The organism is Neobacillus sp. NPDC058068 (assembly GCF_042885335.1).
In the GTDB taxonomy this organism is placed as follows: domain Bacteria; phylum Bacillota; class Bacilli; order Bacillales; family Cytobacillaceae; genus Neobacillus.
This window is the reverse complement of record NZ_JBHVSI010000002.1, coordinates 104,726-119,086: the sequence shown is the minus strand read 5'-3', so window position 1 is coordinate 119,086 and position 14,361 is coordinate 104,726. Positions and strand designations below refer to the sequence as shown.

The window sequence follows — 14,361 nt, the reverse complement described above, 5'->3', positions numbered from 1 at the left end:
ATAAAAGGATGCTTTCAACATGCTTTTATTCAACTGCTTTTTGGGTAATCTAACAAGGTATATATATTTAAAAATTATGCTCTGAATAGAAAGGAAGAGGTGACTAAAATGGCTTCTAAAACAAAAAACGCCCAGCTTGATGCGACAAAAGTACTCCAAGCTGTAGAAGATCAATTTCAAACACTTCAAATTCTTAATGAAGAAGGCGAAGTGGTAAACGAGTCGGCAATGCCTGACCTAACAGATGAGCAACTGCAGGAATTAATGCGCCGCATGGTGTATACAAGAATTCTTGATCAGCGCTCAATTTCATTAAACCGTCAAGGAAGATTAGGTTTCTATGCACCGACTGCAGGACAAGAAGCGTCTCAATTAGCATCACAGTTTGCTCTTGAAAAAGAAGATTTCATTTTACCGGGCTACCGCGATGTTCCACAAATTATTTGGCATGGATTGCCTTTATACCAAGCGTTTTTATGGTCAAGAGGACATTTTCAAGGCGGACAGATTCCTGAAGGGGTTAATATTGCTATTCCGCAAATCATTATTGGCGCTCAGTTCGTTCAAACTGCTGGTGTAGCGCTTGGAATGAAGAAACGTGGAGCAAAAGCAGTTGCGATTACTTATACAGGAGACGGTGGAACTTCTCAAGGGGATTTCTACGAAGGAATTAACTTTGCAGGTGCATTTAAAGCTCCAGCTATCTTTATTGTTCAAAACAACCGTTTTGCGATATCAACTCCTGTTGACAAACAATCTGCTGCAAAGACACTTGCGCAAAAGGCAATTGCAGCGGGTATCCCTGGTATCCAAGTGGATGGTATGGATCCATTAGCAGTTTTTGCGGCGACTCACGATGCCCGCGTACGTGCCCTTAATGGTGAGGGACCAACACTAATTGAAACATTAACTTACCGCTATGGTCCGCATACAATGGCTGGTGATGACCCGACCCGTTATCGTACAGCTGACCTTGACAATGAGTGGGAAAAGAAAGATCCGCTCGTTCGTTTCCGTAAATTCCTTGAAAACAAAGGGATTTGGAGCGAAGAAAAAGAAAACGAAGTAATCGAACAAGCAAAGGAAGACATTAAAGAAGCGATTAAAAAAGCTGATGGGGCACCAAAACAAAAAGTTACTGATCTTATTTCCATCATGCATGAAGAAATGCCTTATAACTTAAAAGAACAATATGAAATTTATAAAGAAAAGGAGTCGAAGTAAGCCATGGCTCAAATGACAATGATTCAAGCAATTACTGATGCAATGCGGACGGAATTACGTAATGATCCAAATGTATTGGTTTTCGGTGAAGACGTAGGCGTAAACGGTGGTGTATTCCGTGCGACAGAAGGATTGCAAAAAGAATTTGGCGAAGATCGTGTATTTGACACACCACTTGCTGAATCAGGTATCGGCGGTTTAGCGGTCGGTCTTAGTTTACAAGGCTTCCGTCCAGTTCCGGAAATTCAATTCTTCGGCTTTGTTTTTGAAGTAATTGACTCAATTTCTGGTCAGGCATCTCGTCTCCGCTATCGTACAGGCGGAAAATATAATGCACCGGTAACTTTCCGTGCGCCTTTTGGCGGCGGCGTCCATACTCCAGATATGCACGCTGACAGCTTAGAAGGTCTTATGGCGCAAACACCTGGAGTAAAAGTTGTCATTCCATCAACACCATATGATGCAAAAGGACTTCTCATTTCATCGATCCGTGATAATGATCCGGTCATTTTCCTTGAGCATATGAAGTTATACCGTTCTTTCCGCCAGGAAGTTCCTGAAGAGGCATATACAATTCCACTTGGAAAAGCGGATGTGAAACGAGAAGGAACAGATGTATCAATCATTACTTATGGTGCAATGGTTCACGAATCATTGAAGGCTGCTGAAGAGCTAGAAAAAGAAGGGTTTTCTGCTGAAGTTATTGACTTACGTACAGTAAGCCCGATTGATATTGAAACAATTATTGCATCTGTTGAAAAAACAGGGCGTGCCATTGTTGTTCAAGAGGCTCAAAAACAGGCTGGGATTGCTGCGAATGTAGTTGCTGAAATTAACGATCGAGCAATTTTAAGCTTGGAGGCACCTGTATTACGAGTAGCAGCACCAGATACAGTATTTGCGTTCCCGCAAGCTGAGTCTGTCTGGCTCCCTAATTATAAAGATGTGATCGAAACGGCTAAAAAGGTATTAACATTCTAGAAAAGCGCTGCTCGGTAGTTAGCAGGGTTATAAATATTCGGGGAAAGGCTGTTCTTTTCCCGTTTTCATCTTAGCAAAATTGGCTAAAATACATGAATAATAGGAGATGAATCTCAGTGCCATTTCAATTTAAAATGCCTGACATCGGTGAAGGTATTCACGAAGGGGAAATCGTCAAATGGTTCATCAAACCAGGTGACAAGGTCCAAGAAGACGATGTCCTTTGTGAAATCCAAAATGATAAAGCAGTCGTTGAAATTCCTTCCCCTGTAGAAGGAACAGTTGTCGATATATTAGTTGGTGAAGGAACTGTTGCAACAGTTGGTCAAACCCTTGTAACATTTGATGCACCAGGATATGAGAACTTGCAATTTAAGGGCGATCACGGTGATGACGAGCCTAAACAAGAAGAAAAGGCAGCTGCTCCTACTACTGCTCCTGCTCCTGAAGCAACGCCAGAAGCAGCACCACAACCAGCACCTGCAGCAGCTGCTGTACAACCACAAGCTGAAGTAGATCCTAATCGCCGGATTATTGCTATGCCGTCTGTTCGGAAATATGCACGCGAAAAAGGGGCAGAAATAAGCTTAGTTGCTGGTACAGGGAAAAACGGCCGTATTATGAAATCAGACATTGATACATTCTTAAGTGGCGGTGCACAACCAGCTGCACCACAAGCGACTGCAGCAGTTGAAGCTCCTGAAGCCGTAAACAACAATGCAGAAGCGAAGGCAGCTCCAATTCCGCAGGGTGAATATCCGGAAACACGTGAGAAAATGAGCGGCATCCGTAAAGCAATTGCCAAAGCGATGGTTAACTCGAAACACACTGCTCCACATGTAACACTCATGGATGAAGTCGATGTAACAAAACTAGTTACTCATCGCAAGAAATTCAAAGAAGTAGCGGCAGCAAAAGGCATTAAGCTAACCTTCTTACCGTATATAGTAAAAGCATTAACAAGTGCGCTGCGTGAATTCCCAGCGTTAAACACCTCACTTGACGATGCAACAAGTGAAATTATTCATAAACATTACTACAACATTGGAATTGCAGCGGATACAGAAAAAGGTTTGTTAGTACCAGTTGTTAAAGATGCAGATCGTAAGTCCGTTTTCTCAATTTCCAATGAAATTAATGAATTAGCTGGTAAAGCACGTGAAGGAAAACTGGCTCCTAACGAAATGAAAGGTGCATCATGCACAATTTCAAATATTGGTTCAGCAGGCGGACAATGGTTTACCCCTGTTATTAACCATCCTGAAGTAGCTATTTTGGGTGTAGGGAGAATTGCCGAAAAACCGATTGTTAGAGACGGTGAAATTGTCGCTGCTCCAGTTTTAGCTCTTTCATTAAGTTTCGACCACCGCATGATTGACGGGGCGACAGCACAGAACGCATTAAATCACATCAAACGATTATTAAACGATCCAGAACTTTTGTTAATGGAGGCGTAAAAAATGGTAGTTGGAGATTTTCCTATTGAAACGGATACAATAGTCATCGGTGCGGGTCCTGGAGGGTATGTAGCAGCGATACGGGCTGCGCAACTCGGACAAAAAGTAACGATTGTAGAAAAGGAATATGTAGGTGGCGTTTGTTTAAATGTTGGCTGCATTCCTTCTAAAGCGTTAATTGCAGCCGGCCATCGCTACGAAACAGCGGTTCATTCTGAGTCATTCGGGATTACGGCTGAAAATGTAAAGGTTGACTTTTCCAAGGTTCAAGAATTTAAAGCCGGAATTGTGAAGAAATTAACTGGCGGTGTAGAAGGTCTATTAAAAGGAAATAAAGTAAATATTGTACGCGGTGAAGCATATTTTGTTGATGCTAATACACTAAGAGTGATGGATGAAAATTCAGCGCAGACGTATACCTTTAAGAATGCGATCATTGCAACAGGATCTCGCCCAATTGAACTTCCAGCCTTTAAATATTCAAAACGTGTGCTTAATTCTACTGGTGCACTTGACTTAGCGGAAATTCCCCAAAAAATCGTTGTAATCGGCGGCGGGGTTATCGGGATTGAGCTTGGAGGCGCCTATGCAAACTTTGGTTCTCAAGTAACCATCTTAGAGGGCGCTGATGAAATTTTAGGTCTTGGCGTTTTTGATAAGCAAATGGCTGCCCTTGTTAAGCGCAACATGAAGAAAAAAGGTGCAGAATTCTATACGAAAGCATTGGCTAAGGGTGTCGAAGAAACAGAAAACGGTGTGATTGTAACATTCGAATCAAAAGGCGAAGAGAAGAAAATCGAAGCCGATTACGTATTTGTCATGGTTGGACGCCGTCCTAACACTGATGAAATGGGACTTGAACAAGTTGGTGTGAAATTGAGTGACCGCGGCTTGATTGAAATCGACAAGCAATGCCGAACAAATATTAGTAATATTTACGCCATTGGTGATGTTGTTAAAGGTCCTCAATTAGCGCATAAGGCGTCATATGAAGCAAAAATTGCTGCCGAAGCGATTGCCGGTCATTCGTCTGTTATTGACTACTTAGGTATTCCAGCAGTTGTTTTCTCTGAACCTGAACTAGCTTCAGTTGGGTATACAGAAACACAAGCGAAAGAAGAAGGGATCACAGTGAATGCTGCTAAATTCCCATTTGCAGCAAATGGCCGTGCATTATCACTAGACAGCGGTGATGGCTTCTTAAAATTAATCACGCGTAAAGAAGACGGTCTTGTGATTGGAGCGCAGATTGCTGGCGCAAGTGCATCGGATATGATTGCAGAATTAGGTCTTGCAATTGAAGCTGGAATGACAGCTGAAGACCTTGCGATGACGATCCATGCCCATCCAACACTAGGTGAAATTACGATGGAAGCAGCCGAAGTAGCCCTTGGCAGCCCAATCCATATAATGAAATAGGCTGTTTTAAAGCACATATTGTTAAATTTAAGCTCAATGTTGATTGGAGTGGAAGGCGTGAGACTCCTGCGGGAGCAGCGGGACAGGTGAGACCCCGCAGGCGCTTTAGCGCCGAGGAGGCTCACCGCCCGCCCCGCGGAAAGCGAAACGCCTGGAACGGAAATCAACATTCACTTATAACACAGCCATGAAATAAAGAAAAAAAGTCCTTTTCGAAAAAACGGAAAGGACTTTTTTTATAAAAAGCGAATTGTATAAACAGAAGGATATAAAAACTAACCTAACTGTCTGGTTTAATGCATATACTTACAACACGAAATCTCTTTGTTTTTTTTAAGAACAATGTATTTTGAGTGGTGATAAATATGAGGATTTATATTGTCATAATAGTACAATTTATTATTTGGAGCGGCTATACCTTAATTGAATGGCTCTCAAGTCACGATCAACTCATTTATAAAGTCATCATGTTTTTTGTGTTTTTTTATTTAGCATTATTAATAGGAAACCAAGCAACAAAATCAGTGCGGAAAACACTCTTTATCACGACATTAAGCCTTGTTATTTACACGTCGATCCATTACACCTTAGCATACCTTGTCCATTAAAAAAAGCTCCCTAAAGGAGCCATTACTTTCTTGGGTTGTAATACATGATACGTTCGTTAAAAAGGTGAAGCTCCCCTTGTAGCTTTTTGGCAAGGAATTTACAGAATTCATTTGCCTTCCCTTTGTCACCAAAGGTGGATTGTTCAGGCAGCGTGACCTGTATGTATGTTTGCTCGCTCAGAGTCCCATCCTCACTTCTAACCGTTTCTGTATCAACACCTATTAATATCGCATTGTAGCGTTCGTGCTCAGAAAGTAAGTAAAACCATTTTCCTTTTCCGCCTTCGGTTTCTTTTATTTCATATGGAAACGCGGTTTCCCCGTATTGCCAATTCAATTGGTTTCCTGTTTTTGTGGTTATGTTTTTATAATATTGAAATAAATCCTTTACCTCTTCAATTGCTACTGCTTGTTTTGCGGATGAAGGCACAAGTTTAATAAAAGCGTTTTCAGCCATCATCATTTCCCCCCTATTACTTATAATATATGCCCTTCTATTCTAGCATTGAATAAAAAGTGATGACAACTCTTATAAAAATTAATTGCCAAGTTCCTTGTTATTAGGATAAAAATTAATTATAATAATATTCAAAATATTATAAGAACAGGAGGAGAATTATGGAGCTTTTTGACAAACTTTATGATGAGCATGAAAACACTAAAGTAAGGTTTATTGGATTTGCCACTGAAGATACCCGTTATGACTTTGGTATTATTTATACCAATATGTTTTTCGGCAAGCCGCTTGTAATCTGTATGCAAACTGGGCGTTCAACTCTCCTCGATCCAAAAGAAATTGAAGACTTAGACTACCTTCAAACAGTATTCCGTATCCCTGATAAACAACAGGCAGCCGATTTAGCTGAGTTTTTCCGCGAAACACTTCCGTCCATTCCATTTGTCACTCAATATGAATAAAAGTTATCAAAAGGTCCAGAAAAGGACCTTTTTTTAATGGATTTTTTTAAATGTGACATACAAATTAGGCTTGATATTTCCAATGTGATATATTATTATTGCATTAAAGATATTTAAGCGCTTTCAAAATTATGGTCATTCAATTATGAAAAGGGGATTGAACAGATGGGCACACTTGTATGCCAAACATGTAACTCTACTATTGATCATTTTGAAGATGAAAAAGTAACAGTTCTTTACTCGAAATGTAACTGTTGCGACGACCATCACACTGCCGAAGAAATATAAAAAAGCTATAAAATAAATAAAAACAGGATTCCGCAGCCCGGAATCCTGTATTTTTCTTTATTTGTCCAGCTCCAGCGCCCTAGCGGCTACTGTCCTTCGCACTCCGCCCTACGATAAGTCAAGCACGAATGCGCTACGCTCTTCGTGTTTCCTTTATCTCAGTTGGAGTGCTCCAGGCCATACGCCGCTGAACAGGGCGCTTGCGCTTTTCTTATTTAATAGCTTTATACTCTTTTATAACATGGATTGTTTTGATTTCATCGTCTTCCGGTCCTTGGACAGGCAAGCCGGCTTCAAGGTTTTTACGAATATAATGAAGATTTTCCTGTGTAATAATCTCACCGGGAATAAAAATTGGAATTCCAGGCGGGTAAACCATAATAAATTCAGCAATGATTCTGCCTTCAGATTCTTCAAAAGGAATAACTTCTGTCTCAGCATAAAAAGCATCTCTTGGAGTTAGGGCAAGAACGGGAATTTCTGGAAGGAGAACCTCTGCCGGTTCAAACTTTCCAGGACGATGTTTACATTCGTCAGCCAGTTCCTTTAAGGCATTTACTAAAAGGTCTGCCTCTACTTCTGTGTCCCCAAGTGTGATAATACAAAGGATGTTGTATAAGTCGGATAATTCTACTTCGATATTATGTCTTTCTCGCAGCCACTTTTCTACATCATACCCGGTTAAGCCTAATTCTTTGACAGAAATAATTAGTTTAGTCGGGTCATAATCAAAAGTTGCTTTAGAACCTAAAATCTCTTCGCCAATACAATGGAGATGATCAATCTCATTGATTCTTTTGCGAATAGACTGGGCAACTTGAATCGTCCTATCAATTAACTCTTTGCCTTTTGTTGCAAGCTGCTTGCGGGCAACATCAAGAGAAGCAAGCAATAAATATGAGGTCGACGTTGTAGTCAGCATGCTTAAAATCGATTGGACATGCTTCGCTGAAACAAGCCCCTCTTTTACGTTTAGAATGGAACTTTGTGTCATGGAACCGCCAAGTTTATGGACACTTGTTGCCGCCATATCTGCCCCGGCCTGCATCGCTGAAAGCGGCAGCTCGTCATGAAAATGGATATGGACTCCGTGAGCTTCGTCGACAAGGACGGGAACATTATATGAATGTGCGATTTCGACAATTTTCTTTAAATCAGCAGATATACCAAAATAAGTAGGATTAATTACTAATACACCTTTAGCATCAGGGTGCTGCTGAAGTGCTCTTTCCACAGATTCAGTAGTAATCCCATGGGAAATTCCTAAATCTATATCGATTTCCGGATGAATGAATACCGGGATCGATCCGGAAAAGACAATCGCAGACATAACCGATTTATGAACATTTCTTGGTACAATGATTTTCTCACCTGGTCCACAAACGGCCATGACCATGGCAATAATGGCACCGCTTGTCCCTTGTACAGAAAAGAATGTACGGTCGGCGCCAAAAGCTTCAGCGGCTAAATCTTGCGCCTGTTTAATGATTCCCTTCGGCTGGTGAAGATCATCAAGGGGTCCGATATTAATTAAGTCGATAGATAGGGCATTATCGCCAATAAATTCACGAAATTCCGGGTCAATTCCAGCTCCCTTTTTGTGCCCGGGGATATGGAATTGAATCGGATTTCTCTTTGCATGGGCTAATAAGCCGCTAAATAAGGGTGTTTGATTTTGTGACAAAGATAATTGCACCTCTTTATAAAAAAATACTCTATTTTAATCTGAAAAAAATAAAACAAATGGAATTATAGCATTATTCCTTTGGATTGCATAGTGTTAATGGGAAAATATCAGTTTGGAATCTTCATGTTAGTTTCTCAATAATAAAGGAAAAATAACCTTTTAAGCAGAATATAAAAATATAGGAGGGATTGCATTGAATTGGAAAACACGCGTTACTGAAATTCTTAATATCCAATATCCAATTATTCAAGGAGGCCTAGCATACCTAGCCTATTCTGACTTGGCAGCAGCTGTCTCAAACGCGGGTGGTCTTGGTCAAATTACAGCCATGTCATTAGCACATCCGGATGAGCTAAGAGAAGAAATACATAAAGTAAAAAAACTGACAAACAAGCCTTTTGGAGTCAATTTTGCTATTGGACAGCATGGCCGGCCGTTTGCAGACTTTCTACAGGTTGCAATTGAAGAAAATGTTCCGGTTGTCTCGATGACTGGAGGGAATCCAGCTCCGATTTTTGAGCAGTTAAAAGGAACAAGGATCAAAACACTTGTCCTAGTTGCAGCACGAAGACAGGCCGTTAAGGCAGAAGAGCTTGGTGCCGATGCGGTAATGGTTGTCGGGCAAGAGGGAGGCGGCCATCTCGGCAGGGATGATATTGGTACAATGGTGTTGATTCCACAAGTCGTTGATGCCGTTTCCATTCCTGTGATTGCTTCTGGAGGTATTGGCGATGGCAGGGGACTAATGGCAGCACTTAGTTTGGGTGCTGAAGGGATTGAAATGGGCACGAGATTTATTGCAACAAAAGAATGTGTTCATGCAAATGAGCGATATAAAAAGAGATTAGTGGAAGGAACGGAAACAGACACTGTAGTAATAAAAAGGACTTTGGGAACACCAGCAAGGGCACTCGCGAACAGCTGGACAGAAAAAATCCTGGAGATCGAGAAGAATAAGGGGGATTACGAACAATTAAAAGATTTTATTAGCGGTATGGCAAACAAACGATACATATATGATGGTTCTGCCAGTGAAGGCTTTGCCTGGGCCGGACAGGTGATGGGTTTAATTAAGGATGTACCTTCTGTTGCAGAATTGTTTGAACGAATGATTAATGAGGCGGAACAAATTCGTGCAAAATGGGGAAAATAACGCTATCATTCACTTTGAGAAGAAAAAGTTAGAAGGTGAACTAATGGAGTATCAATACCCAATCGATTATAACTGGTCTACCGACGAAATTGTCGATGTGATTAAATTCTTTGAAGCGATTGAGAAGGCATATGAAAAAGGAATTGACCGCGAGGAAGTCATGAACGTGTATCGTCGTTTTAAAGAAATTGTCCCTAGTAAAGCGGAAGAAAAGACTATATGCGGTGAATTTGAAGAAATGAGCGGCTATTCGTCTTACCGGACCGTCAAAAAAGCAAAAGAAGCTTCAGCTGGAGACAGAATAAAAATGAACTAAACAAAAGCTCCCGAACAAATTTGTTCAGGAGCTTTTGTTTATTTACTGTTTTGCGCTATTTTATATAGTGGTGCTATTTTATTAAAAACACCATCAATTTGATTTAATAATCCTTCAGCTCCTAATCGGATGACTTCTTCCTTATCCAGTGTATAGCCGCATAATAATTCTGCTTTTTTAACATTTTGCAAGCGTTCAAAATAGACTCGTAAGTCGTCCTTAGAAAGTTGTCCATGTGTAATTGTGTCGGGCTTTGTATGATCAAGTGACCAGACAAAGTCCTTGGGAATTTCTTTATGTATTTTGGCTGCCTTTTTTAAAAATCTCGCTCCGATTTCGGCTTTTTGCGGTGCTTCGTATATCACAGCAAACCAAATAAATAAATGGGTGTTCCACAAGCCGATTTGAAAATGAGGCATCATTTTATAGCCGCGGGGATTCCCCGCAAATGCTACCCAGGTATCCTTTGGCGGATTTATCGTTCTCCTTGCATGCTTGGCTACATGGACAAATAATTCTTCACCTGTAATAGCTGATAATGTTGGAGAAAAATATTGTCCTAGACCTTCTAATTTTGGCCGAATTATCTCTTTAAGAGCCTCCATTCTTGGCTCTAAACCATCTATTAAAAACACATCAAAATCTTCAGTTGTAAATCCAGTGAAATTCATAGTAAAACCTCCAATAAACCATCTTTCTTGGAATGATTGTAGCATATTGCCGAGTATACAAGAAGGATGTTGCTTATCTAGGTTAAAGCACATATTTGTTCCAACATTCTAAAATTCCTCATATTATACAGTAAAAAAATTATCTGAAAAATTAGTTATATCAACAAGGAAGGGGAGGAAAAAGGTGAAACAATTGATGAATACATCATTAAAAAAAGTTGGAGAAAAAGAAAGAACAGCTGTATTAAGATTGGAAATGGACTATGAATTAGCTGTATTATTTGAGGCAATTGAGGAAAAGAATGAAAAAAAGATGAAGGAATGTAAGCAAAAGTTAGAAAAAATCCGCCAAGAATTATTACGATTAAAAGCACTTTGACTGCTCTCTTGATTTTTATTAGCTAAGGGGAAACAAAATAGAATGAAACGAAAAGGAATAATTCGGATACTTATCTGAGAACGAACTCCAAAAGAGTGAGGGGAGTTCGTTTATTATTGTGTAAACAAGGCTAAAAGTTGATGTGTTCGGTTAATTTGTTTAAGCTATAGGTACATCAAATTATTGGTCATGCTTCATACTACATACATTGGAATTGAATTTTAAATATGTTGGCTGGAGGAGAAAAATGAATTGGGAAGACATTTATGCTCATGCACAGGAATGGGTAAAAGAAGCAGGAAATAGAATCCGTTCATCCTTTGATCAGACGCTAAATATTCAAACAAAATCAAACCCTAATGATCTTGTAACGAATATTGACAAAGAAATTGAACAATTTTTTATAAAAAAAGTTAGGGGAGTTTATCCAAATCATAAAATATTGGGTGAAGAAGGGTTTGGTGACGAACTAAAGAGCCTTGAAGGAATTGTCTGGCTGATTGATCCAATTGATGGGACAATGAACTTTATTCACCAACAAAGGAACTTTGCGATATCGCTAGCGGTATATGAAAATGGAACAGGCAAAATCGGTCTCATTTATGATGTCGTCCATGATGAATTGTACCATGCAATCCGCGGAAATGGTGCCTATTTAAATGATAAATCTATCCCGGTACTTAAGAGTACAACAGTGAAGGAATCCATCATTGCCCTAAATGCAACATGGGTTATGGAGAATCATCGTATAGATCACAATTTAATGATTCCACTTGTAAAGGACGCTAGAGGCACAAGGTCGTACGGGACAGCAGCGCTAGAGATGGTGTTTGTTGCCACTGGAAGGGTGGACGCTTATATATCGATGCGATTATCGCCATGGGATTTTGCTGCAGGGTCTATCATTATTGAAGAGCTTGGGGGAGTGGTTACAAATTTACGGGGAGAAAAGCTTAATTTTCTTTCCAAAGATTCCTTATTCGCCGCAAATCCCGGCTTACATCGTTCGATATTAAATGATTATTTAAAAGAGGGGAAATGGTGAAAAAAAGAAGCCTGACTGGCTTCTTTTTTTACAATTTTCCATTCTCACGCATCTTTTTTTTAGTTTTAAATCCCAATCCCATAATAATAGCAACGGCTAGGATTGAGCCAAAAGCCCCGGCGATGCTCTTTTCACTAATGGCAACCCCTATTCCCATAATACTTGCTGCGGCTAAAATCGCATACATAAGTAATGGCCATTTCACTTGATTCATTTATAAATCCCCTTAAAGTTTTTTCTTTTATTTTTATAATACATTAAAATGCTTATTGGTTTCCACTTTAAGTATGGTATAATATTTTAGTTGTATTTGGGAAACTAAAAATAGCGTTTATTTTTATAAAATAGGTAGGAGTGGAATTTTGAAACTAAGAGAAGATGTACGAAATATAGCGATTATCGCCCACGTTGACCATGGAAAAACGACTTTGGTGGACCAATTGTTAAAACAATCCGGAACGTTTCGTTCGAATGAGCACGTGGAAGAACGTGCGATGGACTCTGGTGATATAGAAAGAGAACGCGGCATCACCATCCTTGCGAAGAATACCGCGATTCAATATAAAGATACAAGAATCAATATTTTGGATACACCAGGACATGCAGACTTTGGCGGAGAAGTAGAACGAATCATGAAAATGGTTGATGGTGTTTTGCTTGTAGTCGATGCTTATGAAGGCTGTATGCCGCAAACACGTTTTGTGCTTAAAAAGGCATTGGAGCAAAAAATCACCCCGATTGTCGTAGTAAATAAAATTGACCGTGATTTCGCCCGACCTGCTGAAGTAGTAGATGAGGTCATAGATTTGTTTATTGAACTTGATGCGACGGAAGATCAGCTTGAATTTCCGGTAATCTACGCATCAGGTATAAACGGTACAGCAAGTACAGATCCTGAAAAGCAAGATGAAAACATGCAGTGTCTATATGATGCAATCGTTGAATATATTCCTGCTCCTATTGATAATCACGAAGAACCATTGCAATTTCAAGTGGCTCTTCTTGATTATAACGATTATGTGGGCAGAATAGGGATTGGACGCGTTTTCCGCGGAACGATGCATGTTGGTCAACAAGTCGCATTAATGAAATTGGACGGCAGTGTAAAACAATTCCGCGTCACCAAGATCTTTGGTTTCTTTGGTCTAAAGCGAGAGGAAGTTCAAGAAGCCAAAGCAGGCGACTTAATTGCTGTTTCCGGTATGGAAGATATCAATGTCGGCGAGACAGTATGCCCAACAGAACATCAAGAAGCATTACCTGTTTTACGAATTGACGAACCAACATTACAAATGACATTTGTTGTAAACAACAGCCCGTTTGCCGGCAGAGAAGGTAAATATTTAACTTCAAGAAAGATTGAAGAAAGACTGCGTTCCCAATTACAAACTGACGTAAGCTTACGTGTCGAAAATACTGATTCACCAGATGCTTGGATTGTTTCCGGCCGTGGTGAACTTCATTTATCAATTTTGATTGAAAACATGCGCCGTGAAGGCTACGAGCTTCAAGTTTCAAAACCTGAGGTTATTGTTAAGGTTATTGATGGCGTCCGCCACGAACCAGTTGAAAGAGTCCAAATTGATGTTCCAGAAGAGCATACTGGTTCTGTAATGGAATCAATTGGCGCACGTAAAGGCGAAATGCTTGATATGATTAATAATGGATCTGGTCAAGTCCGCTTAATCTTTAATGTGCCGGCACGCGGTCTAATTGGTTATACAACCGAGTTTTTAACGATGACACGCGGTTATGGTATTATTAATCACACCTTTGATAGCTATCAGCCAATGCTGCCAGGTCAAGTTGGTGGAAGACACCAAGGTGTACTTGTATCAATGGAATCTGGAAAAGCCTCGACATATGGTATAATGCAAATAGAAGACCGCGGAACGATTTTCGTTGAACCGGGTACGGAAATTTACGAGGGAATGATTGTTGGCGAAAACACTCGTGAAAATGACATCACTGTTAATATTACCAAAATGAAGCAAGCAACGAATGTTCGGTCAGCCAACAAAGACCAAACATCGGTAATTAAAAAGCCGCGCATTATGACATTGGAAGAGTCATTAGAATATTTAAATGAGGACGAATATTGTGAGGTTACACCGGAATCCATTCGTCTACGTAAGAAAATTCTTGATAAAAATGAACGTGAAAAAGCAGCTAAAAAGAAAAAGTATGCTGAACTGAGTTAAGTACAAAGGAGTGC

16 protein-coding genes are annotated in these 14,361 nt (G+C 40.0%); 12 read left to right on the top strand and 4 right to left on the bottom strand.

All coding sequences use genetic code 11. The features are described from left to right. Positions 1 to 108: 108 nt before the first annotated feature. The 5 genes from pdhA to ACFVSW_RS02800 all read left to right on the top strand — a co-directional run bounded on the left by pdhA (position 109) and on the right by ACFVSW_RS02800 (position 5,689). Entirely contained in the window at positions 109 to 1,224 is a 1,116-nt protein-coding gene (pdhA, locus tag ACFVSW_RS02820; protein WP_387311919.1) for a pyruvate dehydrogenase (acetyl-transferring) E1 component subunit alpha, read from the top strand. Between the two features lie 3 nt (positions 1,225 to 1,227). Next, entirely contained in the window at positions 1,228 to 2,205 is a 978-nt protein-coding gene (locus ACFVSW_RS02815; protein ID WP_387311916.1) for an alpha-ketoacid dehydrogenase subunit beta, read from the top strand. Positions 2,206 to 2,321: 116 nt separating this feature from the next. Next, entirely contained in the window at positions 2,322 to 3,662 is a 1,341-nt protein-coding gene (locus ACFVSW_RS02810) for a dihydrolipoamide acetyltransferase family protein (protein ID WP_387311913.1), read from the top strand. 3 nt (positions 3,663 to 3,665) lie between these two features. After that, positions 3,666 to 5,081: a dihydrolipoyl dehydrogenase gene (gene lpdA / locus ACFVSW_RS02805; protein ID WP_387311910.1), complete on the top strand. Its 1,416-nt coding sequence runs from the start codon at positions 3,666 to 3,668 to the stop codon at positions 5,079 to 5,081. Between the two features lie 365 nt (positions 5,082 to 5,446). Next, entirely contained in the window at positions 5,447 to 5,689 is a 243-nt protein-coding gene (locus tag ACFVSW_RS02800; RefSeq protein ID WP_387311908.1) for a hypothetical protein, read from the top strand. Positions 5,690 to 5,711: 22 nt separating this feature from the next. Here ACFVSW_RS02800 and ACFVSW_RS02795 read toward each other — a convergent pair whose 3' ends face one another. After that, the gene (locus ACFVSW_RS02795; protein WP_387311905.1) at positions 5,712 to 6,146 is read right to left on the bottom strand and encodes a DUF1885 family protein; all 435 of its coding nucleotides are present in this window, start codon (positions 6,144 to 6,146) and stop codon (positions 5,712 to 5,714) included. A 161-nt stretch (positions 6,147 to 6,307) separates the two neighbouring features. Here ACFVSW_RS02795 and ACFVSW_RS02790 point away from each other — a divergent pair, with 161 nt between their 5' ends. Next, positions 6,308 to 6,607 carry a DUF3055 domain-containing protein gene (locus tag ACFVSW_RS02790; protein WP_387311902.1) on the top strand — a complete coding sequence of 100 codons (300 nt, stop codon included), beginning with the start codon at positions 6,308 to 6,310 and terminating at the stop codon, positions 6,605 to 6,607. A 165-nt stretch (positions 6,608 to 6,772) separates the two neighbouring features. After that, positions 6,773 to 6,895 (top strand): GapA-binding peptide SR1P, encoded by a 123-nt coding sequence (locus ACFVSW_RS02785; RefSeq protein WP_387311899.1) that lies wholly within the window; start codon positions 6,773 to 6,775, stop codon positions 6,893 to 6,895. A gap of 211 nt (positions 6,896 to 7,106) precedes the next feature. On the opposite strand, the gene ACFVSW_RS02780 is transcribed toward ACFVSW_RS02785, so the two are convergent. Next, complete coding sequence (locus ACFVSW_RS02780; RefSeq protein WP_387311896.1) at positions 7,107 to 8,579, bottom strand: aminotransferase class I/II-fold pyridoxal phosphate-dependent enzyme; 1,473 nt, start codon at positions 8,577 to 8,579, stop codon at positions 7,107 to 7,109. Between the two features lie 196 nt (positions 8,580 to 8,775). Here ACFVSW_RS02780 and ACFVSW_RS02775 point away from each other — a divergent pair, with 196 nt between their 5' ends. Both ACFVSW_RS02775 and ACFVSW_RS02770 read left to right on the top strand, forming a co-directional pair. Continuing rightward, the gene (locus ACFVSW_RS02775) at positions 8,776 to 9,735 is read left to right on the top strand and encodes an NAD(P)H-dependent flavin oxidoreductase (protein ID WP_387311893.1); all 960 of its coding nucleotides are present in this window, start codon (positions 8,776 to 8,778) and stop codon (positions 9,733 to 9,735) included. Positions 9,736 to 9,778: 43 nt separating this feature from the next. Continuing rightward, complete coding sequence (locus ACFVSW_RS02770) at positions 9,779 to 10,051, top strand: UPF0223 family protein (protein WP_387312695.1); 273 nt, start codon at positions 9,779 to 9,781, stop codon at positions 10,049 to 10,051. A gap of 38 nt (positions 10,052 to 10,089) precedes the next feature. On the opposite strand, the gene ACFVSW_RS02765 is transcribed toward ACFVSW_RS02770, so the two are convergent. After that, positions 10,090 to 10,722, bottom strand: a complete 633-nt coding sequence (locus ACFVSW_RS02765; RefSeq protein WP_387311891.1) for a YktB family protein — start codon at positions 10,720 to 10,722, stop codon at positions 10,090 to 10,092. Between the two features lie 184 nt (positions 10,723 to 10,906). On the opposite strand from ACFVSW_RS02765, the gene ACFVSW_RS02760 reads away from it, so the two are divergent. Then, the gene (locus ACFVSW_RS02760) at positions 10,907 to 11,101 is read left to right on the top strand and encodes a hypothetical protein (protein ID WP_387311888.1); all 195 of its coding nucleotides are present in this window, start codon (positions 10,907 to 10,909) and stop codon (positions 11,099 to 11,101) included. Positions 11,102 to 11,348: 247 nt separating this feature from the next. Further along, entirely contained in the window at positions 11,349 to 12,146 is a 798-nt protein-coding gene (locus ACFVSW_RS02755; protein WP_387311886.1) for an inositol monophosphatase family protein, read from the top strand. Positions 12,147 to 12,174: 28 nt separating this feature from the next. Here the strand turns inward: ACFVSW_RS02755 and ACFVSW_RS02750 are convergent, their stop codons facing one another. Next, complete coding sequence (locus ACFVSW_RS02750; protein WP_387311883.1) at positions 12,175 to 12,360, bottom strand: YlaF family protein; 186 nt, start codon at positions 12,358 to 12,360, stop codon at positions 12,175 to 12,177. 148 nt (positions 12,361 to 12,508) lie between these two features. Here ACFVSW_RS02750 and typA point away from each other — a divergent pair, with 148 nt between their 5' ends. Further along, positions 12,509 to 14,347 (top strand): translational GTPase TypA, encoded by a 1,839-nt coding sequence (gene typA / locus ACFVSW_RS02745; RefSeq protein ID WP_387311881.1) that lies wholly within the window; start codon positions 12,509 to 12,511, stop codon positions 14,345 to 14,347. Positions 14,348 to 14,361 lie beyond the last annotated feature (14 nt).